This is a genomic window from Nocardioides luteus, from assembly GCF_015752315.1.
Lineage (GTDB): Bacteria > Actinomycetota > Actinomycetes > Propionibacteriales > Nocardioidaceae > Nocardioides.
Genome location: NZ_JADOVJ010000001.1, coordinates 2,149,995 through 2,171,319, shown reverse-complemented (window position 1 = coordinate 2,171,319; position 21,325 = coordinate 2,149,995). Strand labels below are relative to the sequence as shown.

22 protein-coding genes and 1 riboswitch are annotated in these 21,325 nt (G+C 71.6%); of the genes, 8 read left to right on the top strand and 14 right to left on the bottom strand.

Annotation, left to right across the window (positions count from 1 at the left end; genetic code table 11):
• Positions 1-5: 5 nt before the first annotated feature.
• Genes HD557_RS10425 through HD557_RS10415 form a run of 3 tightly spaced genes read right to left on the bottom strand, consistent with a single transcriptional unit; the run spans position 6 to position 2,409 of the window.
• A complete protein-coding gene (locus tag HD557_RS10425) occupies positions 6-839 on the bottom strand; it encodes an alpha/beta fold hydrolase (RefSeq protein ID WP_231380250.1) in 834 nt (277 codons plus the stop codon).
• Positions 836-1,609: an MOSC domain-containing protein gene (locus HD557_RS10420; RefSeq protein ID WP_196873839.1), complete on the bottom strand. Its 774-nt coding sequence runs from the start codon at positions 1,607-1,609 to the stop codon at positions 836-838. The genes HD557_RS10425 and HD557_RS10420 overlap by 4 nt, the downstream gene beginning before the upstream one ends.
• Positions 1,610-1,617: 8 nt before the next feature.
• The gene (locus HD557_RS10415; protein ID WP_196873838.1) at positions 1,618-2,409 is read right to left on the bottom strand and encodes an isocitrate lyase/PEP mutase family protein; all 792 of its coding nucleotides are present in this window, start codon (positions 2,407-2,409) and stop codon (positions 1,618-1,620) included.
• A gap of 58 nt (positions 2,410-2,467) precedes the next feature.
• On the opposite strand from HD557_RS10415, the gene HD557_RS10410 reads away from it, so the two are divergent.
• Positions 2,468-3,379, top strand: a complete 912-nt coding sequence (locus HD557_RS10410; protein WP_040754973.1) for a cation diffusion facilitator family transporter — start codon at positions 2,468-2,470, stop codon at positions 3,377-3,379.
• A 10-nt stretch (positions 3,380-3,389) separates the two neighbouring features.
• Here the strand turns inward: HD557_RS10410 and HD557_RS10405 are convergent, their stop codons facing one another.
• Positions 3,390-4,049: a helix-turn-helix domain-containing protein gene (locus tag HD557_RS10405; RefSeq protein WP_196873837.1), complete on the bottom strand. Its 660-nt coding sequence runs from the start codon at positions 4,047-4,049 to the stop codon at positions 3,390-3,392.
• On the bottom strand, positions 4,046-5,518 hold the full coding sequence (locus HD557_RS10400; RefSeq protein ID WP_196873836.1) for an APC family permease: 1,473 nt from the start codon (positions 5,516-5,518) through the stop codon (positions 4,046-4,048). The genes HD557_RS10405 and HD557_RS10400 overlap by 4 nt, the downstream gene beginning before the upstream one ends.
• A gap of 223 nt (positions 5,519-5,741) precedes the next feature.
• Here HD557_RS10400 and HD557_RS10395 point away from each other — a divergent pair, with 223 nt between their 5' ends.
• Genes HD557_RS10395 through HD557_RS10385 form a run of 3 tightly spaced genes read left to right on the top strand, consistent with a single transcriptional unit; the run spans position 5,742 to position 9,776 of the window.
• A complete protein-coding gene (locus HD557_RS10395) occupies positions 5,742-7,223 on the top strand; it encodes an APC family permease (protein ID WP_196873835.1) in 1,482 nt (493 codons plus the stop codon).
• 8 nt (positions 7,224-7,231) lie between these two features.
• A complete protein-coding gene (locus HD557_RS10390) occupies positions 7,232-9,226 on the top strand; it encodes a primary-amine oxidase (RefSeq protein WP_196873834.1) in 1,995 nt (664 codons plus the stop codon).
• A 1-nt stretch (position 9,227) separates the two neighbouring features.
• Positions 9,228-9,776 carry a hypothetical protein gene (locus HD557_RS10385; RefSeq protein WP_196873833.1) on the top strand — a complete coding sequence of 183 codons (549 nt, stop codon included), beginning with the start codon at positions 9,228-9,230 and terminating at the stop codon, positions 9,774-9,776.
• A gap of 4 nt (positions 9,777-9,780) precedes the next feature.
• Here HD557_RS10385 and HD557_RS10380 read toward each other — a convergent pair whose 3' ends face one another.
• Together HD557_RS10380 and HD557_RS10375 are read right to left on the bottom strand one after the other, a co-directional pair.
• Positions 9,781-10,464, bottom strand: a complete 684-nt coding sequence (locus HD557_RS10380; RefSeq protein WP_196873832.1) for a TetR/AcrR family transcriptional regulator — start codon at positions 10,462-10,464, stop codon at positions 9,781-9,783.
• A 108-nt stretch (positions 10,465-10,572) separates the two neighbouring features.
• Complete coding sequence (locus HD557_RS10375; protein ID WP_040754974.1) at positions 10,573-10,887, bottom strand: DMT family transporter; 315 nt, start codon at positions 10,885-10,887, stop codon at positions 10,573-10,575.
• A 10-nt stretch (positions 10,888-10,897) separates the two neighbouring features.
• Positions 10,898-10,961, bottom strand: a riboswitch (guanidine-III (ykkC-III) riboswitch).
• Positions 10,962-11,077: 116 nt separating this feature from the next.
• Between HD557_RS10375 and HD557_RS10370 the strand changes: the two genes are divergently transcribed.
• Both HD557_RS10370 and galK read left to right on the top strand, forming a co-directional pair.
• Complete coding sequence (locus HD557_RS10370) at positions 11,078-11,653, top strand: LysR family substrate-binding domain-containing protein (protein WP_196873831.1); 576 nt, start codon at positions 11,078-11,080, stop codon at positions 11,651-11,653.
• A gap of 50 nt (positions 11,654-11,703) precedes the next feature.
• A complete protein-coding gene (gene galK / locus HD557_RS10365) occupies positions 11,704-12,864 on the top strand; it encodes a galactokinase (RefSeq protein ID WP_196873830.1) in 1,161 nt (386 codons plus the stop codon).
• Between the two features lie 108 nt (positions 12,865-12,972).
• On the opposite strand, the gene HD557_RS10360 is transcribed toward galK, so the two are convergent.
• The 4 genes from HD557_RS10360 to HD557_RS10345 all read right to left on the bottom strand — a co-directional run bounded on the left by HD557_RS10360 (position 12,973) and on the right by HD557_RS10345 (position 17,111).
• A complete protein-coding gene (locus tag HD557_RS10360; protein ID WP_231381038.1) occupies positions 12,973-13,893 on the bottom strand; it encodes a patatin-like phospholipase family protein in 921 nt (306 codons plus the stop codon).
• 83 nt (positions 13,894-13,976) lie between these two features.
• Positions 13,977-14,513 carry a nucleosidase gene (locus HD557_RS10355; protein ID WP_196873828.1) on the bottom strand — a complete coding sequence of 179 codons (537 nt, stop codon included), beginning with the start codon at positions 14,511-14,513 and terminating at the stop codon, positions 13,977-13,979.
• 19 nt (positions 14,514-14,532) lie between these two features.
• The gene (locus HD557_RS10350; RefSeq protein ID WP_008356987.1) at positions 14,533-15,747 is read right to left on the bottom strand and encodes an acyl-CoA dehydrogenase family protein; all 1,215 of its coding nucleotides are present in this window, start codon (positions 15,745-15,747) and stop codon (positions 14,533-14,535) included.
• Entirely contained in the window at positions 15,747-17,111 is a 1,365-nt protein-coding gene (locus HD557_RS10345) for an acyl-CoA dehydrogenase family protein (protein WP_196873827.1), read from the bottom strand. Before HD557_RS10345 ends, HD557_RS10350 begins: the two co-directional genes overlap by 1 nt.
• A 95-nt stretch (positions 17,112-17,206) precedes the next feature.
• Between HD557_RS10345 and def the strand changes: the two genes are divergently transcribed.
• Positions 17,207-17,821 carry a peptide deformylase gene (def, locus tag HD557_RS10340; protein ID WP_196873826.1) on the top strand — a complete coding sequence of 205 codons (615 nt, stop codon included), beginning with the start codon at positions 17,207-17,209 and terminating at the stop codon, positions 17,819-17,821.
• A 6-nt stretch (positions 17,822-17,827) separates the two neighbouring features.
• Here the strand turns inward: def and lhgO are convergent, their stop codons facing one another.
• The 3 genes from lhgO to HD557_RS10325 form a co-directional block, all read right to left on the bottom strand.
• Positions 17,828-19,012 carry an L-2-hydroxyglutarate oxidase gene (gene lhgO, locus HD557_RS10335; RefSeq protein WP_196873825.1) on the bottom strand — a complete coding sequence of 395 codons (1,185 nt, stop codon included), beginning with the start codon at positions 19,010-19,012 and terminating at the stop codon, positions 17,828-17,830.
• On the bottom strand, positions 19,009-19,356 hold the full coding sequence (locus HD557_RS10330) for a YciI family protein (protein ID WP_196873824.1): 348 nt from the start codon (positions 19,354-19,356) through the stop codon (positions 19,009-19,011). The genes lhgO and HD557_RS10330 overlap by 4 nt, the downstream gene beginning before the upstream one ends.
• A 123-nt stretch (positions 19,357-19,479) precedes the next feature.
• Positions 19,480-20,379 (bottom strand): patatin-like phospholipase family protein, encoded by a 900-nt coding sequence (locus HD557_RS10325; RefSeq protein WP_196873823.1) that lies wholly within the window; start codon positions 20,377-20,379, stop codon positions 19,480-19,482.
• A 227-nt stretch (positions 20,380-20,606) separates the two neighbouring features.
• Here HD557_RS10325 and HD557_RS10320 point away from each other — a divergent pair, with 227 nt between their 5' ends.
• Entirely contained in the window at positions 20,607-21,296 is a 690-nt protein-coding gene (locus tag HD557_RS10320) for a Pr6Pr family membrane protein (RefSeq protein WP_008356997.1), read from the top strand.
• Positions 21,297-21,325: the final 29 nt, after the last annotated feature.

The window sequence follows — 21,325 nt, the reverse complement described above, 5'->3', positions numbered from 1 at the left end:
GCGCCTCAGGCCCGGGCCTGCCTCAGCAGCCACTCGGTGATGCTCACCGCAAGCGCGGCTGGCTGGTCGAGGTGGACGAGATGGCCGGCGTCGGGGATCACGGTGAGCTCGGCGCCGGGGATCAGCTTGGCGAGCCGGCGCGCGCGATCGACGGGGATCCAGGCGTCGTCGGCACCCCAGATCACGTGGGTCGGGACCGTGACCGACGGGTAGAGCGGCTCGATCTCATCGGTGTAGCGCTCGTCGGCCTGGGCGATCTGCCGGTAGAACGCTTCTTGTCCGATCTCACCGAGCCAGGGAGCGGTCAGGGCGTCGAGGTGCCATCTGGCGAGCGGTCGGTGCGCGGCCGTGTCGATGTACTCCACCAGCGCGCCGCGGTGGATGTCGGCCGGCAGCCGGGCGAGGACCTCGGCGTGCTCCTGCACCAGCCCGAAGAACGGCGAACCCCACGGCCGCAGCGCCACGACGTCGACCAGCGCCAGCGAGGAGACCTCGAGGCCGTGCAGCAGATGGGCCCGCAGCGCGGTGGCGCCGCCGAAGTCGTGCGCGATCAGGTGTGGCCGGTCGAGCTGCCAGTGGCGTACGAGGTCGGCGAGCACCTCACCCTGCACCGCGAGCGAGACCTCGTGCTCGGCCTCCTTCGAGGAGGCGCCATAGCCCGGCATGTCCCACAGGAAGACGGTGAACCAGCGCGAGAGCGCCGAGGCGATCGGCGCCCACAACCACGACGACCACGGTGTGCCATGGCAGAAGACGACCGCCGGACCGGAGCCGGCGCTCCCCCACCGGACTTCGCGCCCCCGCCAGGGGAAGGTCTCGGTCAGCTCCATCTCGCTCATGGGAGCGACGCTACCGACACCGCGCCGGGCGTCAACACCTCCGCGAAGACCCCGAACGCCGGCTCGCCGGCCCGGTTGAGCGGGCGGTGCGAGGCCAGCGTCTTCAGCACGCGTACGTCCCGCTCCCCCGTCTCCGGATGGCTGTCGATCACGGCACAGCGCGGGATGGGCACGCCGATCCGGAGCGTGGCCCCGCCGGCCCGGACCTCCCGGCCGAGCCAGGTGTCCTCGACGTAGGGCTCGTCGGTCTCGACCACCAGCGTCGGCCGGAACCGCGCCGCGTCCATGGCGTCCTGGCCGGTCTGCCGGGCGAGGTCGGCCAGCGACGCGGTGGTCACCAGCGACACCGCGCCGGCAAAGACGACGTCACCGCGACGGGCGCGGGCCAGCCGCACCGGCCGGTCGAGCCACCGCGAGAACAGGTCCGCGTGCGGCCCGCCGACCAGCTCGAGCTCGACCTCGCGGCCCCAGTAGTCACAGGTGATGCTCTCCCCCGTCGCCACCGGCTCCGCTGCGGCGCTCTCCCCACCGGGGAGCTCGACCTCGAGCCGGTCACCGACCAGCAATGCGCGCACCGCGATCAGCGACGGGTTCTGGACGGTGCGCAGCACCCGGCCGCGCGCCGGGTCGACCGGATCGACCGACACCAGCGCGAACACGCGGTCTCCGACCGCCCCCTGGGCGTCGAGCACCAACCGGTCGTGGGCCAGGTGCCTGGTCCCCTTGATCGGCGCGAAGCCCGCGCGCACCACCCTCAGCTCATCGGTCACGGGGCCAGTCAACCAGCGCTGCGAAACGCCTTGGCACCCTCGGCCGCCAGCTCCGAGTATCCGGTGGTGCCGGTGCCGAGCAGCTCCTCCGCGGCGCGCTTGACGGCACCGAGCGCGGCGAAGGCGAACGCGCCGCCGACCGAGATCCGGGCAGCACCCGCCTCGGCCAGCTCCGGGACCGACGGGCCTCCCGGCAGGAGCAGGACGTTGACCGGGCGGTCGACGGCGTCGACCAGGCGGCGTACATCCTCGAGGGCGATCACGCCCGGCGCGAAGAGCACGTCGGCGCCGGCCTCCTGGTAGGCCTGGAGACGGGCGATCGTGTCGTCGAGATCGTCGTGGCCGCGGATGTGGTTCTCGGCGCGGGCGGTGAGGACGAAGCCGTCCCCGGCGGCAGCGGCGGCCGCGGCGACCCGCTCGGCGGCCTCCTCGACGGGGTAGATCGTGTCCTTCTCCAGCCCGGCGTAGTCCTCGATGGACCCGCCCGCCAGACCGGCGGCCACGGCGAGCCGGAAGGTCTCCTCGACCTCGGCGGTGGTGGCCGCGAAGCCGGCCTCCAGGTCGGCCGAGACCGGCACCTCGACCGCGTCGACCAGCACGGTCGCGTGGGCGATGACCTCGTCGCGGGTGACCTGGCCGTCGAGGCGGCCCAGGGTCGCGGCGTACCCGCTGCTGGTCGTGGCCAGCGCCTGGAAGCCCAGCGACGCGAGGACCTTCGCCGAGCCTGCGTCCCAGGCGTTGGGCATCAGCAGCGGGCGTCCGGGCAGGTGCAGCGACAGGAAGTTCTCGGCGAGCGACATGCCGGCCACCCTGCCACGCGTCGGCTCCGCCGAGAACCGGATTTCCGGCCTAGGATCGATGAACATGGGCCATGATCATGACCACATCTCACCTGCGGCGGACCGGCGCTACCTGATCGCCGCGATGTCGCTCCTGGGTGTGTTCCTGCTCGGCGAGGTGACGGTCGCGATCCTCGCGAACTCGCTCGCGCTGCTGGCCGATGCCGGCCACATGCTCACCGACGTCGGGGCGATCGCGGCGGCGCTGTGGGCGATGCGGCTGGCCGCGCGCCCGGCGCACGGCCAGTGGACCTACGGCTGGAAGCGCGCCGAGATCCTCTCCGCGGCGCTCAACGGCATCACCCTGCTCGTCTTCGCCGCGGTGGTGGGTGTGGAGGCGATCCGGCGTCTGCTCGACCCGCCCGACGCCGAGGGCTGGCCGATGTTCGTCGTCGCGCTCGTCGGCTGCGTCGTCAACGTGATCGCCGCGGCCCTGATGGCGCGCGCCAACCGCACCTCGCTCAACGTCGAGGGCGCCTACCAGCACGTCCTCTCCGACCTCTACGGCTTCATCGGCACCCTCGTCGCTGCCGTCGTCATCCTCCTCACCGGCTGGACCCGCGCGGACCCGGTGGCCTCGCTCGTGGTCGTCGCCCTGATGACGTACGCAGGTGTGTGTCTGCTCCGCGACAGCGGCCGGATCCTGCTCGAGGGTGCGCCGGCGGAGGTCGTCGTCGAGGATCTGCGCCAGCACCTGCTCGAGGTCGAGGACGTGGTCGACGTGCACGACCTGCACGCCTGGACCGTCACCTCCGGCCTGCCCACCGTCTCGGCCCACCTCACGCTGCGCCCCGAGTGCTTCCTGGACGGGAGCGCGCCGAAGGTCCTCGACCGGGTCCAGGCCTGTCTGGCCGGACACTTCGACGTCGAGCACTCCACCTTCCAGCTCGAGCCCGAGACCCACCTGGCCCACGAGCCGGGGATGCATTGAGCCCGACGGGTCAGCCCCGGGTCAGCACCACCCGCAGCCGCTCGATGTCGTCATGGACCAGGCCGTAGAGACCGGCAGGGTCGTCGAGCCGCGGCGCCGGGACCGCCAGCGCGACACCGGCGACCAGCACGCCGGCGCCGTCGCGGACCGCCGCCGCGAGGGATCCGTAGCCCGACTGACCGACGCAGACGACATAGCGCTCCACGGCGCCGGCCGCGGGCAGCAGCCCCAGCGCAGCCGCACCCGGGTCCGCGCCGAGCTCCGGCGGGTCCGCGAGGGCGGCGGCGGTCAGCGGGAAGTCGGGGTCGACATCGACCAGCTCGAGGCGCCCGTCCCGGAACGACGCCAGATGAACGCCCGCCCGGATCCGGGCCCGCATCCCGCGCAGGATCTCCGCGGTCTCTCGCTCGCGGTCCGGGACCGCGTTCGACGCCAGCAGCGTCACCCGGTGGCCCAGCGCGAAGCCTGACAGGTCGGGCAACCGGACGAGATACTCGTCCTGCACCAGCAGGTTGACCAGCCTGTAGGTGGTGGCCCGCGGCAGCCCGAGCGCTGCCGAGATCTGCTTGGCGGTGATGCCTGGGCCGGCCCGCGCCACCTCCTCGAGGACCGAGAGTGCGCTGCGTACGGCATGCGGCTGACGGCCGCCGGCGTCGCCGCCGGGGCTCACCGGCCACCCAGCAGATCGTCCGAGATCGGCTCGTCGAACAGGCCCATCCGGGCGAAGCTTTCGCGCTGCCGCAGCCGGACGAAGAGGTAGCCGGCCCCGCCGCCCAGCACGACCACACCGACCAGGCTCAGAGCCAGCGGATCGGTGCCACCCACGACCGCGAGATAGACCCCCAGCACCCCGGTGAGAGCAACAGCCACGGCGCCACAGCCCCAGACCGCGGAACGGGTCAGCTCCCCGATCCTGTGCAGGAACGCGGGCGCGGCGACCGCCACCAGGACGTACGCGACGATGTAGCCGACCGCGGCGACCGCGATCAGGACGCTCATCGTCCGCCAGGCGGAGAGGCCGCCGGCGAGCAGCAGCAGCGGGAGCGCCACCGTGACTGGTACGACGACCGCCAGGGCGCCGAGCGGAGTGCTGCGCAGCGGGTCGGTGAACCCGACCACCCGAGGCAGCACGCCCTCGCGGCCGAGGCTGAAGACCACGCGCGCCAGCGCGGTCAGCGAGGCGATCGCGCACGCCAGGAACGAGGTGGCCTGCCCGAGGTCGAGCAGACGGCCCAGCAGCGGCACGCCGGCGCCGTCGGAGAGCGCGCTGAGCGCGACGTCGTTGTCGGCGAGCTGCAGACCGAAGGAGACCCCGCCCGCCTCCTGTGTGTAGGCGGAGAGCAGGTAGGTGAACCCGACCACGATCAGGGTCCAGCGCATCGTGCGCGGCACGGTCAGGAACGGGCGCGCCGCCTCGCGACCCAGGGACGCCGCGGTCTCGAAGCCGACGAAGGCGGTGATCGCGACCGCGGTGCCCGCGACCAGCCCGCCCGGGCCCGGCAGCCCGGCCCGGAACGGTGCTGCCAGCGCCTCGGCCCCGGCCCGGGACAGCACGGTCACCAGCAGCACCAGCAGCATCGCGACCGAGACCACCTCGACCACGAGGGTGACCCGCGCCGAGATCCGGATGCCACGGCGCAGCACCACGAAGCAGACCGCGCCGAGCGCCACCACGCCGAGACCGGTCACCACCGCCGAGGAGGCCGCAGCCCCGACCGAGGCCAGGAACGTCTGCACCGACAGTGCCGCTCCGACCAGCCCGAACATGGCCACGAACGCGTACCCGACGACCTGTCCGACGGCGGTCACGAACCCGGCGCTCGGCCCGATCCCCTTGGTCACGAACGTGTAGAGCGAGCCGGGTGCCGCCATCCGGCGGGTGAACTGGCCGACCGCCGCGCCGACGCCGGCCACCAGGATCCACGCCAGCGCCAGGCAGACCAGCAGCGTGTGCCCGGAGCGGACCGCGATCAGGGCCGGCAGCGTCGCGGCGGCGGCCGCCGGGGCGGTGGCCCCGACCGACTGCGCGAGCACATCGACGAACCCGACCGTACGCCGCTCCAGCCCTGCCATCGGCGACCGCTCGCCCACCCCGGCGACCCGAGGTGGGTCGATGATCGCCCGGTCGAGTGCGTTCATCGGCGTCTGCTTTCGGTCTGCCTCGCATCCGGTTCGCAAGGTTCGGACCAGGCTAGGGGCCTGATGGTTTCGGACCGGTTACGCCGCCGTCACGCCGCGCGACGCACCAGTTGAGAACGGCGTTCCCGTTCGGTCGGCGTCGGATGTTTGCGTCGTGGTGACAGGGACGAAAGCGCGGCCGGAAACGGTGGGAACCACCTGCCCCCCGACCCAGGAGTCCCCCATGACCACCGCTCAGCCGGCGACCGTCGCAACGGCCGCCCCACCCGCCACCAGACGGCTGTCCGGAAAGCTCGGAGCCGGATCGATCGTCTTCATGGTCGTCGCCGCCGCGGCGCCCCTGACCGTCATCGGCGGCGGGTTCCCGCTGGCCGCCCTGCTGGGCAACGGTGCCGGCGTCCCCGCCATGTTCGCCATCGGCGGGGTGATCCTGCTCTTCTTCTCCGTGGGGCTGTCCACGATGAGCCGGTACGTCGCCCGCCCCGGTGCCTTCTTCACCTATGTCGGCTACGGCCTGGGCCGCCCCGGCGGGATCGCGGCGGCGTGGCTCGCGATGCTGACCTACACGGCCGTTCAGATCGCGGTCTACGGCTTCCTCGGTCTCACCCTCGCCGGATGGGTCGAGGACAAGACCGGCCTGGCGCTGCCCTGGTGGGTCTGGGCGCTGGCCATGGTCGCCGCCGTCGGCGTGCTCGGCTACCGCCACGTCGAGCTCTCCGCGAAGGTGCTCGGGGCACTGCTGGCCGCCGAGGTCGGGATCGTCGTCGTGCTCGCGGTCGTGATCCTCGTGCAGGGAGGCGCCGACGGGATCAGCGTCTCCTCGTTCACGCCGTCGGTGATCACCTCCGGCACCCCCGCGCTGGCGCTGATGTTCTGCATGGCCGGGTTCATCGGGTTCGAGTCGACGGCGATCTTCCGCGACGAGGCCCGGGACCCGGCGCGGACGATCCCGCTGGCGACGTACGCCGCGGTCGCGATCATCGCCGTCTTCTACACCTTCACCTCCTGGGCCCTGGTGCAGGGATGGGGCGAAGGCTTCACCGAGGAGATCCAGACCGACTACGAGGGCTTCATCGGCACCACGACCGCGCGCTACCTCGGCGGCGTGGGTGCCGAGATCGTCGCGATCCTGCTGATGACCAGCCTCTTCGCCTGCGTGCTCTCCTTCCACAACGTCATCAGCCGCTACCAGCACTCGATGGCTCACGCCTCGCTGCTGCCCGCGGCGGTGGGCAAGGTGCACGGCAGCCACGAGTCGCCCCACCTGTCCTCGCTCGCGCAGACCGTCACCGCGGCGCTCTTCACCATCGCCTTCGCCGTGCTCGGTCTGGACCCCTTCCTGGAGGTCTTCACCTGGTTCTCCGGCGTGGCCACCTTCGCGATCGTGGTCCTGATGGCGCTGACCTGCCTCGCGGTGATCGTCTACCTGGCGAGCAACCGGGTCGGCGCCGGGCTCTGGCACACCTGGGTCGCACCCGGGATCGGGCTCGCGGGGCTGCTCGCGGTCACCGCCGTCCTGTTCGTCAACTTCCCGCTGCTGCTGGGCGACGTCGACGCCGCGGGCGCGCCGCGCTTCGGCACCCTCACGCTCACCTTCCTGATCGTGATGGCCGCGTTCCCGGTGCTCGGGATCGTCCAGGCGTACGTCCTGAGGCGCAGGCGCCCGGAGACGTACGCGAACGTCATCGACACCATCTCCGAGTGAGGAATCCCATGACCCTGCAGATGTCACCCACCGTACGGACCAACCCGGTCTCCTCCCTGACCGCCGCCGAGATCACCGCCGCCAGCAAGCTCCTCCACGAGGCCGGGCACGTGAGTGAGAAGACCAGGTTCGCCTACGTCGGCCTCGACGAGCCCGCGAAGGCCGAGGTGCTCGCGGCGCTAGCCGGCGGGCCGACGCCGGCCCGCTGCGTACGGGCCCTGCTCCTTGACACCGCGACCGGAGCAGGCCTGGACACGCTGGTCGACCTCACCGCCGGCACGGTCACGGTGAGCGAGGTGGACGGCTCCCGGGGCCAGCTGCCGATCCTCGTGGAGGAGTTCGAGGCGATCGACCCGATCGTCCAGGCCGACCCGGCCTGGGCGGCCGCGCTGGAGAAGCGCGGCTACGCCGTCACCGACGTGGTCACCGCGCCGCTCTCGCCCGGCTACTACGAGAACCCCGGCGAGGAGGGGAAGCGGATCATCCGGGTCTTCCCGTTCGGCTTCACCGACCCCACCGACCATCCCTGGGCCCACCCGATCGACGGGCTGTGTGCCTACGTCGACATCATCGCCGGCGAGGTCATCGAGCTGGTCGACAACGAGGTGCTCCCGGTGCCCAGCGAACCCTCGCAGTTCCACCTCGACAAGGGGCGCCCGGCGCCGCTGGAGGGGCTCAAGCCGATCGAGATCACCCAGCCCGAGGGTCCGTCCTTCCAGGTGGACGGCGACGCCGTGACCTGGGCGAACTGGAGCTTCGGCCTGGGCTTCGACGCCCGGGAGGGCCTCGTCCTGCACAACCTCGCCTACAGCGACCCCGACAAGGACGGCGAGGTCCGCCCGGTCGTCTACCGGGCCTCGATCGCCGAGATGGTGGTGCCGTACGCCGACCCCTCTCCCACCCGGTTCTGGCAGAACTACTTCGACACCGGCGAGTACATCTTCGGCCGCTTCGCGAACTCCCTGAAGCTCGGCTGCGACTGCCTCGGCGAGATCCGCTACTTCGACGCGACCCTCGCCGACGAGTTCGGCAACCCGCAGATCATCCCGAACGCGATCTGCATGCACGAGGAGGACTTCGGCACGCTGTGGAAGCACACCGACCTCTTCGTCGAGGGCGTCTCCGAGGTGCGCCGCCAGCGCCGTCTGGTGATCTCGTTCTTCACCACGGTCGGCAACTACGACTACGGCTTCTACTGGTATCTCTACCTCGACGGCAAGATCGAGTGCGAGGCCAAGCTCACCGGCATCCTCTTCCCGTCCTCCTACAAGGGCATGGAGGAGTGGCCGTACGCCACCGAGGTCGCGCCCGGCGTCGGCGCGCCGTTCCACCAGCATCTGTTCAGCGCCCGCCTGGACATGATGGTCGACGGCGTCAGCAACGCGGTCGAGGAGGTCGAGGCGGTCCGGCTGCCGGTCTCGGAGACGAACCCGTACGGCAACGCGTTCACCTACTCCTCCACCCGCCTGGCCTCGGAGGCCGAGGGCGCCCGCTCGGCCGACTCCGCGCTGGGCCGCACCTGGCACGTCGTCTCCACGGAGCGTACGAACGCGTACGGCCGGCCGACCGGCTACGCGCTCCATGCCGAGCAGAACCCGACGCTGCTCGCGGACCCGTCCTCCTCGATCGCGGCGCGGGCGGGCTTCACCACCAAGGAGCTCTTCGTCACCGCCTACTCGCCCTCGGAGCGCTACCCGGCCGGTGATCTGGTCAACCAGAACCCGGGCGGCGACGGGCTCCCGGCCTACATGGCGGCCGACCGACCGCTGGACGGAGCCGATGTCGTCCTGTGGCACACGTTCGGGCTGACCCACTTCCCGCGGCCCGAGGACTGGCCGGTGATGCCGGTCGACTACGCGGGCTTCAAGCTGGTGCCGTACGGCTTCTTCGACCGGAACCCGACGCTCAACGTGCCGGCGAGCGCGGCGGCCCACTGTGCGCCGTCAGCGGAGCCGTCATCGGAGGCGTCCTCGGGAGACGCGTGCTGTCACCACGAGGGCTGAGATGACCGCGCTGGTGGTGCTCTCGTTGGTGCCCGCCGTCGTCGGCGCCGGCTGCTGTGCGGCCGGCGCCGGCCGGACGGCGTGCCCGGGCGGCGTCGACGTCACTGCCCTCGGGGCGATGGCGCTGATGCTGGCCGCGATGGCCGACACGATGGTGCTCGGGATGGGCGGGATGGGTGGGACGGGCGGCGGGTCCGTCCTCCCGGCAACGTCGTGGGCGCTCGTCCTCGGCGTCCTCGGCGCCGGGCTCGTCGGGACGCGTCGCGTCCACCCCGATCGGCTCCCTCGTGGGCTCCACCTGATCGCGATGGCGGCCCTCGCCGTGGCGATGGCACCGCCGGGCCTCGAGCATCATCTGAACCACTCGGCCGGGGAGCACGCCCATGTGGCGGCCGGCCTGGCCGCACCTGTGGCCGTCGTCGTCGCCGGGGCCTTCGTCGCGTACGCCGTCGGGGAGAGCCGCCGCGACCGGACGACGCTCCTCGGCCGGCTCGAGCTCGGCGCCTCGTCGGTCTCGGTCGTGGCGATGGCTGCGATGTGCGTGCGGTGAGGACTCAGGCCCGCGCCAGTGCGGTGAGCGCCGCCTCGCGCGCCTGCTCGATCGCGTCCTCGGCGACGCCGCACAGCCTCAGGCAGGCCGAGGCGATCGTGGCGACGGTCGTGCTGCCGACCCGGTCGTCGCGGCGCAGGCTGACCACGCTCTCGACCATCTGCACGAGCAGCTCGCCGAGACCGGGCTCGCCGCTGCTCGCCGAGAGCCGCGCGCCGGCGGCCAGCTGCGCGACCCGGCCGTAGCCGGCGACCAGGTCGTCGCGGAGATGGCCGTAGCGGTCGTAGACGGGTGAGGCGATGACGTCGGGGAGCCGATAGAGCATGCCGATGTTGTAGGGCATCGCGACCAGCGCGCTCATGTCGCTGACGGCGAGGGCGTAGAGACCCACGTCGGGAGTGGCCGACGCCATCCCGGCCTCGATCTTCCCGGCCTGCTCGACGCGGTCCTGGATCGATCGCTCGAGCAGCTCCGCGAGGATCTCCTCCTTGCTGCCGAAGTGGTAGTAGATGGAGGCCTGTCTCAGCCCGGCACCCTCCGCGATCTCGCGGGTGGTGGTGCCGGCATAGCCGCGGCCCACGAAGAGCTCCGCGGCGGCAGCGAGGATCTGATCTCGGGGGTTCGCCGCAATCTTGCCGGGGAGCAGCCGTGGACGGCCGCGACCCGGACGCGGCGAGATCTGTGACACCGTGGCATCGCCTTTTTCTGTCGAACGATAGGTAACGTTGGAGAGAGCAAGTTTCGCACTCATATCGAAAGAGTCAAGCGCCGAGGGACGTGTCCGCCCGCAAACCACTCAGTGCGTGAGCTTGAGGCCGACGACGCAGCCGACGAGCGCGATGATCAGCACGACGCGTACGGGGCTGATCGCCTCCTCCCCCGCCACCATCGAGTAGCCGACGGTGAGCGCGGCGCCGATCCCCACCCAGACCGCGTAGGCGGTGCCGATCGGCAGGGTGCGCATGGCCATCGCGAGCCCCACCAGGCTGCCGAACAGTGCGATGCCGAAGACGACCGTCGGGACCAGCCGCGAGAACCCCTCGGTGCGCCCCAGGGCGAGCGCCCACACGGCCTCGAGGACGCCGGATCCAACAAGAAAAAGCCAGGACATGACCACTCCAGACGGCCGTCTTGTCGCGCTTCCGGGTACGGCTCCCTCGTCCGGCAGCCGGTCTCGGCTGACGTCGTCGACCTTAGCAAAACTGTCACTCGATAGAAACTTGGGGATGGTAAGGAACGCCGCATTCTTCTGCGCGGGATCGGAGGCCGGGTTCGTCGCGGGATGATGAGAGGATGCGACGGTGACCTTCACCGTCGGCTTCGTCACCGGAGCCACTCCCGACAAGTGGGCCCGGATCTGGCGTGACCGCAGCCGTGAGCGCCTCGAGCTGGTCCCGGTCACCGAGGAGGACCAGGAGCGGCTGCTGCGGGAGGGCGAGCTCGACATGTGCCTCGTGCGGCTTCCCGTCGACCGCGACGGCCTCCACTGCATCCCGCTCTACGAGGAGCAGCCGGTCGCGGTGATGGGCCACGAGCACCTGCTCTCCCTGCTCGAGGAGGTCACCCTGGACGACCTCGCCGAGGAGCAGCTGGTCATCCCCGAGCGCGGGGGCTGGACGCCGAGCGCCGAGCAGCTGGCCTGGCCGCCGATGAGCGAGAAGGACGCCGTCGAGACGGTCGCGGCCGGCACCGGCGTGGCGATCGTGCCGATGTCGATCGCACGGCTCTACCACCGCAAGGACGCGGTCTTCCGGCCGGTGGCCGGCGTCGAGCCAACCACCGTCGGCCTGGCCTGGCTGATCGACAACGACGACGAGCGCGTGCAGACCTTCATCGGCATCGTCCGTGGCCGCTCGCGCAACTCCTCACGGCACTGAGGCACACCCGGATGAGCCCTTCCGGCGGGCGACCGGGCAGACTTTGCGCCATGCTCGAACCGACCGATCTCACCACCCGCGCGACCGAGGCGCTGCAGACCTCCTTCGGCACCGAGGCGACCGTGGTGGGGAGGGCGCCGGGACGGGTCAACCTGATCGGCGAGCACACCGACTACAACGCCGGTCTGGTGCTCCCGGTGGCGCTCCCCCACGCCACCTACGCCGCGGCCGCGCCCCGCACCGACGGCGTCATCCGGATCGCCTCGGCCCAGGAGCCGGAGCCGTTCACCGGCCACATCGACGAGCTCGGGCCGGAGATCGAGGGCTGGGCCGCGTACGTCGCGGGGGTGCTGTGGACCCTGCGCGAGGCCGGCCTCGTGACCGGTGGCCTGGACATGCACCTGGAGTCGTCGGTCCCGCTCGGCGCGGGCCTGTCCTCCTCGGCGTCGGTCGAGTGCGCCACCGCGATGGCGGCGCTCGGTGTCGCCGGCCGGCAGCTCGACGAGGAGCTGCAGCGGGCTGTCGTCGCCGCTGGGATCCGGGCCGAGACCGAGGTCGCCAACGCGCCGACCGGCGGGATGGACCAGTCGGTCGCGGTCTTCGCCGAGGCCGGTGGCGCGCTGCTGATCGACTTCGAGTCCGGCGAGCACCGCAGCGTCCCGCTGGCCCTCGGTGAGCGCACGATCCTGGTCACCGACACCCGGGTCAAGCACCAGCTCACCGACGGCGGCTACGCCTCCCGGCGCGCCCAGTGCGAGAAGGCCGCCGCCGACCTCGGGCTGCGCTCGCTGCGCGAGGCCACCCTGGCGCAGGTCGAGACCCTCGGCGACGACGTCGTACGCCGCCGGGCCCGCCACATCGTCACCGAGATCGCCCGGGTCGAGCCGACGGTGGCCGCCCTGGGCGCGGGCGAGTGGACCGCGATCGGTGAGCTCTTCGCCGCCTCCCACGCCTCGATGCGCGACGACTTCGAGATCTCGGTGCCCGAGCTCGACCTCGCCGTCGAGACCGCGGTCGGCGCCGGTGTCGACGGTGCCCGGATGACCGGCGGCGGGTTCGGCGGCTCGATCGTCTCGATCCTCCCCGCCGCCGCCGTCGAGACCGTCAGCGCGGCCATCGACAAGGCCTTCGCCGAGGCCGGCTACGGCGCCCCGGGGCACCTGATCGCCAGCCCGTCGGCGGGCGCGATGTTCACCGAGGCGATGTCCTGAGCCTGTCGAAGGGTAGCTCGGTGAGCTGACACTGACTTCGTGGAGTTCCACGAGGTCAGTGGCCGCTGACCGAGCTACCTCGGTCAGCATGCCGCCCGGCCCGCCGGCTCAGACCAGATCCGCCTCGGCGAGCCTCCTGGTCGCGGTGGCGACGGCGGCGTCACGGGCGGCCCGCAACAGGTCGACGTGGGTCTCGGTGCGACCCGGGATCGGGTCGTCCGCGCCGGGTGCGAAGGTCAGCGTGTGCACGCCGGCGTAGCTGCCGGCCCGCATCTCCGCGACCGTGCTGCGGTAGCGGTCCGGCCGGCTGCGGTAGAGGTCGCCGAGCTCGGGGTTCACCCGGCGCAGGTAGCGCTCGATCACCCGGTCGGCCGGACCGTAGCTGGGCGCCGTCCCGAACGGGCGGGTCACCAGCACGATGGCGTGCGTCGCCCCGAGCGCCGCCGCCGAGGCGACCGGCACCGCTTCGATCAGCCCGCCGTCGAGCCAGCGGCGGCCGCGTACGGTCACCGGGAGGCCGCCGGCCAGGGGCAGCTGGCTGGAGGCGATCACCGAGTCGGCGAGGTCGGTGGCGTCGGCGAAGTCGGTGAGCGGGACGGCCTTCGCGGTGACCACGTCGGTGGCGACCGCCGCCAGCCGGGGTGCGCCGTCGCGCAGCGCCAGCGACCACTCGAACAGCTCCGAGGACCGGGTGGTGATCCCCCGGGTGTCCACCATCGACTTGCGCCGCAGCATCCGCCCGGCACCGATGTACTCGGGCGAGGCGAACACCGAGGCGTACGACTCGCTGAAGGCACCGATCGTCCCCGCCGCGACCGCGGTCGCGTTGGCCGCGCCGGCGGAGGTGCCGACCACCAGGTCGACCGCATCCACGAGGCCGTGGTCGGCGAGCACCGAGGCCATCGTCGCCGACAGCATCCCGCGCATGCCGCCGCCCTCGATCACGAGGGCGAGCGTCGCCCCGTCACTCTTGTTCCGACCGTTCCCGCCGAGGCGGGAGCGCAGCAGCTCCACCACTCCCGATTGCATCGCGTCCACACCTGGATTGTGGTGCTACCGATGAGTAGGTCCCGGCATCGGGTCGCTCCGACACGCCGGGACAGGGGCGCACGTCACACGTTCGCGGCGAGCCAGGCTCCGAGGTCGCGGGCCGAGCGGTCGACGACCTTGGCCCAGTCGAGGGCGGACTCGTCGGCGTTGTCCGAGACGTGCTTGACGACACGCGCCGGGACGCCGGCCTCCCGGGAGGCCCACGCGACCGCGAAGGCTTCCATGTCGACCAGGTGGGCCCGCCGGGCGAGCTCGGCGCGTACGGCGGTGTCGGTGACGAACAGGTCACCGGTGGCGCAGACGATCTCCGACTTCCCGACCGTCAGCGCGTCCTCCACCGGGTGACCCAGCGCCCGGATGGCGGCGGAGGAGAAGTCGTGGTTGAGCACGGTCCCGACCTCGTAGATCCCGGTGTGGTCGTCGCGCAGCGCCCCGCAGGAGCCGATGTTGACGACCTGCCGGATGGTCTTGTCGGCCGCCAGCACACGCGAGACGGCCGAGGCGGACGCCACCTTCCCCATCCCGGTGATCACCACCTTGAGACCGGAAGGAACATGGGCCGCCTCGGCCCTGGTCGCCGACACCACAAGAACGCTCATGGCGCCGAACCCTACTGACCTACTTGAGCTCCGCCGACGAGAGCCCGAGGACCCGTCGCGCCACGATCAGCTGCTGGATCTGCTGGGTGCCCTCGAAGATGTCGAGGATCTTGGAGTCACGGGCCCACTTCTCCAGCAGCTCACCCTCGGAGTAGCCGATGGTGCCGGCCAGCTCGACGCAGGACAGGGTCACGTCCGAACCCATCCGGCCGGCCTTGGCCTTCGCCATGGAGGCTTCCTTGGAGTTGGGCTGGCGGTTGTCGGCCATCCAGGCGGCCTGGAGCATGAGGAGGTACGCCCCCTCGTAGTCCGACTCGAGCTGGATGAACTTCGCCGCGGCCGCCGACTGCAGGTGGGCCGGGCGGTCGTAGTCGATCTCGACGCCTGCCTTCTCCAGCAGGTCGCGGGTGTAGTCGAGCGCCGCGCGGGCACAGCCGACCGCCATCGAGGCCACCAGCGGCCGGGTGTTGTCGAAGGTGGCCATCGCGCCGGCGAAGCCCTCCTTGACGTTGATCTCGGGGCTCCCGAGGAGGTTCTCGGCAGGCACCCGGCAGTCGGTGAAGGTGATCGTGGCGGTGTCGGAGGCCTTGATCCCGAGCTTGTGCTCGAGACGCTCGACCTTCATCCCCGGCGTGCCCTTCTCGACCACGAACGACTTGATCGCCGCCTTGCCGAGCTCCTTGTCGAGCGTCGCCCACACCACGACCGCGTCGGAGCGGTCACCGGAGGTGACGAAGATCTTCTCGCCGTTGAGCACGTAGTGGTCACCGTCGAGCGTGGCGGTGGTCTTGATGTTCGCGGAGTCCGAACCGGTGCCGGGCTCGGTGATCGCCATCGCGGCCCAGACGCCGTCGAAGCGCTCGTGCTGCTCGTCGTTGGCGACCGAGGCGATGGCCGAGTTGCCCAGCCCCTGGCGCGGCATCGCGAGGGTGAGCCCGACATCGCCCCAGCACATCTCCGAGACGGAGATGACCGAGGACATGTTGGCACCGTTCTTGACCTTGCCGTCGTCGGGCTTGGAGTCGCGGCGTACGCCGGTGGCGCCCGCGCCCTCCCCCTGCCCGGACTCGGCCAGGCCGTCGGCCATGGCGGCGAGCATGTCGAGCTCGGTCGGGTACTCGTGCTCGGCCTTGTCGTACTTGCGCGAGATCGGTCGCAGCATGTTCATCGCGACCTGGTGGATCTGCTCGCGCAGCGGCTTGAGCTTCTTGGGGTCCTCCAGATTGATGGCCATCAGACCAGCACCGTGCCTTCCATGATCCCGATCGCACGCAGGTCGCGGTACCACCGCTCCACCGGGTGCTCCTTGACGAAGCCGTGGCCACCGAGCAGCTGGACGCCGTCGAGGCCGATCTGCATGCCCTTGTCGGCACACAGCTTGCGAGCGAGCGCGATCTCGCGGGTCGCGTCGATGCCCTGCGCCACCCGGCTGGCGGCCTTGTAGGTCACCAGGCGCATCGCCTGCAGCTCGATGGCGATGTTGGCGACCATGAACGCGACCGACTGGCGGTGGGCGATCGGCTCGCCGAAGGCCTCGCGCTCCTTGACGTAGGGCGTCACGTAGTCGAGGACGGCCTGGCCGACGCCGATGGACAGCGCGCACCAGGCGAGGCGGGAGAGCCGCACGGCCTCGGTGTAGGTCGAGCCGTCGGTCTCGCCGAGGACGGCGGTCGCGGGGACCTTCACGTCGGTCAGGGTCAGCTTGGTCAGCGAGGCGGCGCGTACGCCCATCGCGGGCTCGGACTCGATGCTCAGCCCCGGGGTCGAGGACTCGACGAGGAACAGCACCGGCTTGCCGTCGAGCGAGGCGCCGACCACGAAGAGCTCGGCCTCGGCGCCGCGGGCGACGAGCGACTTGGCGCCGGTGATCGTGTAACCGTCGGCTGTCTTCGTGGCGGTCGTCGACGGCGAGAGCACGTCGAAGAGGACCTTGTCCTCGTTGAGCGCGAACGCGGCCGCGGGCACGTTGCCCTCGGTGAACGCGGGCAGGTAGGTCTGCTGCTGCTCGTCGGTGCCCCACAGGCCGAGCGCGGTCGCGACCGAGCCGGGGGCGAGCGCCGCGACGGCCAGACCGAGGTCGCCCTTGGCGAGGGCCTCGGCGACCAGGGTGCCGGCCACGGCCGAGCGGGTCTCGGAGATGCCACCGAGCTCCTCGGGGACACCCAGGATCGGCAGCCCGATCTCCAGGCTGGACTTGAGCAGGTCGTCGGGCGCGGCGCAGGCCTCGTCGGCCTCGGCCGCCGCGGGACGTACGACCTCGGCGGCGAACTCGGTGACGACGTCGACGAGCATCTGCTCGTCCTCGCTCGGGGTCAGGTCGAAGACGCCGTGGGGGATGGCGTTGGGCACGCGTACGCCCGGGGCGCCCTGCTTGCCCTTCTTCTTGAACGCGCGGCTGGTCGCCGCCATCGTCTTGAACCCGCTGCGGGTCACCGTGAAGACGACCTGCTCGGTCTGCTTGCGGACGCCGAGCCGGTCGAGCGCGGGGCTCTGCGAGAGCTTGCGCAGACCGGCCACGGCGAATCCGATCGGATCACGCGACTCGCCGGACGGGACGCCGTTCGCGAGCCCGCCACGTAGGCCTTGGAGGATACTCATGGGTAGAACTGTAACTGGGAGTTACAACGCGGTCTACACTTGGCCGTGGTGATGGCGGTAACAAACCATCCAGCGCTTCTTTATAGGGTTGGCACATGGCCGACTCCTCGCTCGAATCCGCTGCCCCGCTCGCGCCCCACGGCGCCCTGCCCGAGGGTGGGAGGGTGCGGCCGATCACCCGCTGGGGCACCCCGGTCATGCACCGGCCGAAGAAGCAGGTCGAGGTCTTCGACGCCGCGCTCACCGAGCTGGCCGCCGACATGGTCGCGACGATGTACGCCGCCGAGGGCGTGGGCCTGGCCGCCGACCAGATCGGCGAGGACGTCGCCATCTTCGTCTTCGACTGCCCCGACGCCACCGGCCGGCGCACCGTCGGCGTCGTCTGCAACCCGGTGCTCACCCTGCCCGAGGGCGACGACCGCCACCTCGACGTCGACCTGGAGGGCTGCCTGTCCTTCCCCGGCGCCTTCGTCGACTGCGGCCGCCCCGACTGGGCCGCCGTCGACGGCCTCGGCCTCGACGGGCAGCCGGTCCACTTCGAGGGCAACGGCCTGCTCGCCCGCTGCCTCCAGCACGAGACCGACCACACCAACGGCACCGTCTTCGGCGACCGCATCTCCGCCAAGGCCCGCAAGAAGCTCACCAAGGAGCACGACCGCGTGGCCCAGGACTACCCGGCCGACTGGCCCGCCGGCGAGCAGGTCGACTGAGTCCCGCTAGGACATCCGGTCCACCACGTACTCGGCGATGGCGAGGCTGGAGGTCGCGGCCGGGCTCGGCGCGTTGCGCACGGACGTGATGCCGTCGGAGTGGTGGATGACGAAGTCGTCGACGAGCGAGCCGTCGCGCTCGACGGCCTGGGCCCGTAGCCCCAGGCCCGCGCGCTCGACGTCGGCGGCGCCGATCTCGGGCACGTAGCGCTGGGCCTCACGCATGTAGGCCTGCTTCGACAGTACGCCGCGAAGCTCTGTGAACCCGGTGCGCCAGTGCTCGGCGGCGAACCGCCAGAACCCGGGCCACGCCAGCGTGTCGACGAGGTCGCGCGGTGTCAGCGACGTCCGGCCGTAGCGCCGGCGGCTGAGCGCCAGGAAGGCGTTGGGTCCGACCTCGAGGCCACCACCCACCCGGCGGGTGAAGTGCACGCCGAGGAACGGGTAGCGCGGGTCGGGGACGGGATAGACCATGCCGCGGACGAGATCCTGCTTCGCCCTGCTGACCTGCATGTACTCACCGCGGAACGGGATGATCCGGGGCGCCTTCGGCCCGCCGGTCAGCTCGCCGAGCCGGTCGGACTCCAGGCCGCCGCAGGCGACCAGGTGGTCGACCCGGGTCCGGCCGGTGGGAGTCGCCACCTCGATGCCGCCGGGGACGCGGTGGATGCCGGTGACCTCCTCGCCGAGGCGTACCTCTCCCCCGGCCTCGGTGATGCTGCGGCCGAGGGCCTCGGTGACGGCGACGTAGTCGGTGATCGCGGTCCGTGGCGAGTGCAGGGCGGCCAGCCCCGCGGCGTACGGCTCGATCTCCTTCATCTCCTCGGGGCCGACCCGTCTCAGCCCCGGCACGCCGTTCTCGGTGGCCGTCTTCTCCAGCGTGTCGAAGCGGCCCATCTCGGATTCCGCCACCGCGACGACCAGCTTGCCGCACTCCTCGAGCGGGATCCGGTGCTCGGCCGCGAACTCCTTGAGCAGGTCGCGGCCGCGGGTGCAGAGCCGGGCCTTGAGGCTGCCGGGCCGGTAGTAGATGCCGGCGTGGACGACCCCGGAGTTGTGGCCGGTCTGATGGGCGCCGAGCGTGCTCTCCTTCTCGAGGACGATCACCGTCTCGGCAGGGCGGCGGCGCAGGATCTCCCGCGCCACCGCCAGCCCGACGATCCCGCCACCGACGACCCCGGTCGTGGTCAACGCGCTTCCGCCCCCGAGAGCAGCTCGCGGACCTGCATGGTGGCTCGGCATGCCGCGGCGCACTTCCCGGCCCACATCAGCGCATCCTCGAGGGTGTCCACGTCGACGATGATGAAGCCGCCGAGGTGCTCCTTGCTCTCCGGGTAGGGACCGTCGGTGACCACGCCGGCCTCGTCGACCGTCCAGGCGTCCTCGAGACCGCCCTTGATCCCACCGCCGAAGACGAACACGCCGGCCGCCACGGCCTCGCGCGTCATCTCGGAGGACGCTTCGGCGATGTCGGCCACGTCCTCGTCGCGGTGGTCGACCGCCTCGTCGCGGAACGAGATCAGATACTTGGTCATCGGCAACCTCCTGTCTTCGGGCAGCGCTCGTCGCCACCCTCACTCGCTCCACGAACGGGTCCAGCCGCTTTCGACAGCTCCCCGGGAAGAACTACCCGGGAAGAACGTACGCCGCGGCTGCCGTCATCGCCCCCAGAACCCGGCGAACTCCTCGGCGAGGGACAGACCCTGGCGATGCCCCGCCCGAGCCGCGGGCGGCCGGGTCGCCGGGTTCATCATGTTGTCGCCGAACGCCTCGCGCGAGCCGGCGTCGGGGAGGATCGTCTCCACCCTGCTGCCGCTCGCGCGCAGCTCGTCGACCTGCGCGGAGAGATCGCTGCGCCAGCCGGCCGGATGCCGGGTCCGGCCGCCCAGCGGCGAGAGCACGAGGACCCGCCCGTGCCCCACCGCCAGGTCGGCGTTCTCGCTCGAGCGCCGGTAGCCACCGTCGATGTAGCGGCGGCCGCCGATCGCGTACGCCGGGCCGCCCGCGCAGCTGGCGGCGACCGCGTCGACCAGGTCGACGCCGCTGTCGCGGTCGAGCTCGACGGGCTCACCGGTGTCGGCGTCCACCACGGTGAGGAGGGTCCTGCCCGCCGGCCAGTGCGGGCTCGGCAGCCGGGCCGCGACGGTCTCTCGCCAGCGATCCCGCCCGGCCGCGCCCGCGGCCTCGGCGATCTCGATCGCGTCCGCGCCGATCCGGCGGCGCATGTCGGGCAGGTCGGCCGATGCCGCGATGATGGCGTCGGTCCGCTCGAGGTGGGCCCAGGAGATGGGGCCGCGGTGTCCTGGCCCGGCCTGGGGAGTCGGCGCCGAGAGGATGGCGGCCAGCAGGTCGGCGGGGCTCGCCCCGCCGAGCTGGGCCGCGGCGGTCGCGCCGGCGGAGGTGCCGATGACCAGATCGGCCCCGGTCACGTCCAAGCCGCCGTCGAGCAGTCCGGCGAGGACGCCGATCAGCCAGGCGTTGCCTGCCGATCCGCCGCCGCTGAGGACCAGCGCGCGCTTGTCGGCGAAGGCCGGTTGCGAAGGAGAAGTCGTGTTCATGGGAGTCGCCTTTCGAAGCGTTTCCGCAGGCGCTCCCGGTGGCCGGCCCGGATCTGGGCTCAGCCGCGCGATCGTGGGCGGCGGGGAGCACCCGCTGTGGATGTTGCGTACACGGGTCTCACCTCCTGCCGTCGGATCACGATCGCGACGAAGCTAGCACGGAGACACGACGTGGCTCACCTCGAATTAGCACCACGGTCGGCATGTCGCGGCCTTACGGTGAGTCCGTGACGAAGACCTGGTCGATCCTGCGCCTGGCGATGGCGGCGCTCATCCTCGCGGCCGTCCTGGCCGAGTTCCGCAACGCGCTGCGCACGGTGCCCGCCGACGGCTCCAGCACGGGGACGGTCCTGGTGAACTTCTTCAGCTACTTCACGATCGAGTCCAACCTCTTCGCGGTCGCCGGGCTCGTCGCCGGCGCGGCCTGGGCACTGACCCGTTCCGGTCAGGAGCCGGTGTGGGTTGCCGTGCTGCTCGCCGCGGCCACGACGTTCATGACCATCACCGGTCTCGTCTACAACCTGCTGCTGCGCGGGATCGCGCTCGCCGCGACCCCGTGGGCCAACGAGGTGCTGCACCTCATCGGCCCGATCTTCCTCGTCGCCGACCTGCTCTTCGCTCCCCCGCGCCGCCGGCTGCCGTGGCGCACGATCGCGGTCGTCATCTCCTGGCCGATCGTGTGGGTGGTCTACACGCTGCTGCGCGGCGAGTTCGTGGTCTCGCCGCTCACCGGCGAGGGCTGGTGGTACCCCTACCCGTTCCTCAACCCGCACGTCCAGGACGGCTATCTCGTCGTCGCGCTCTACGTCGCCGGCATCGCCGCGGCCTTCACCCTGGTCGCCTGGGGTGTGGTCAGCGTCGGGCACCGGCGCGACGTCGCCCCGGTCGAGCCGTCCACCACAGAGGCGACGCCCTAGCTGTGATGCCCAGGCACGTTGGTCGAGAT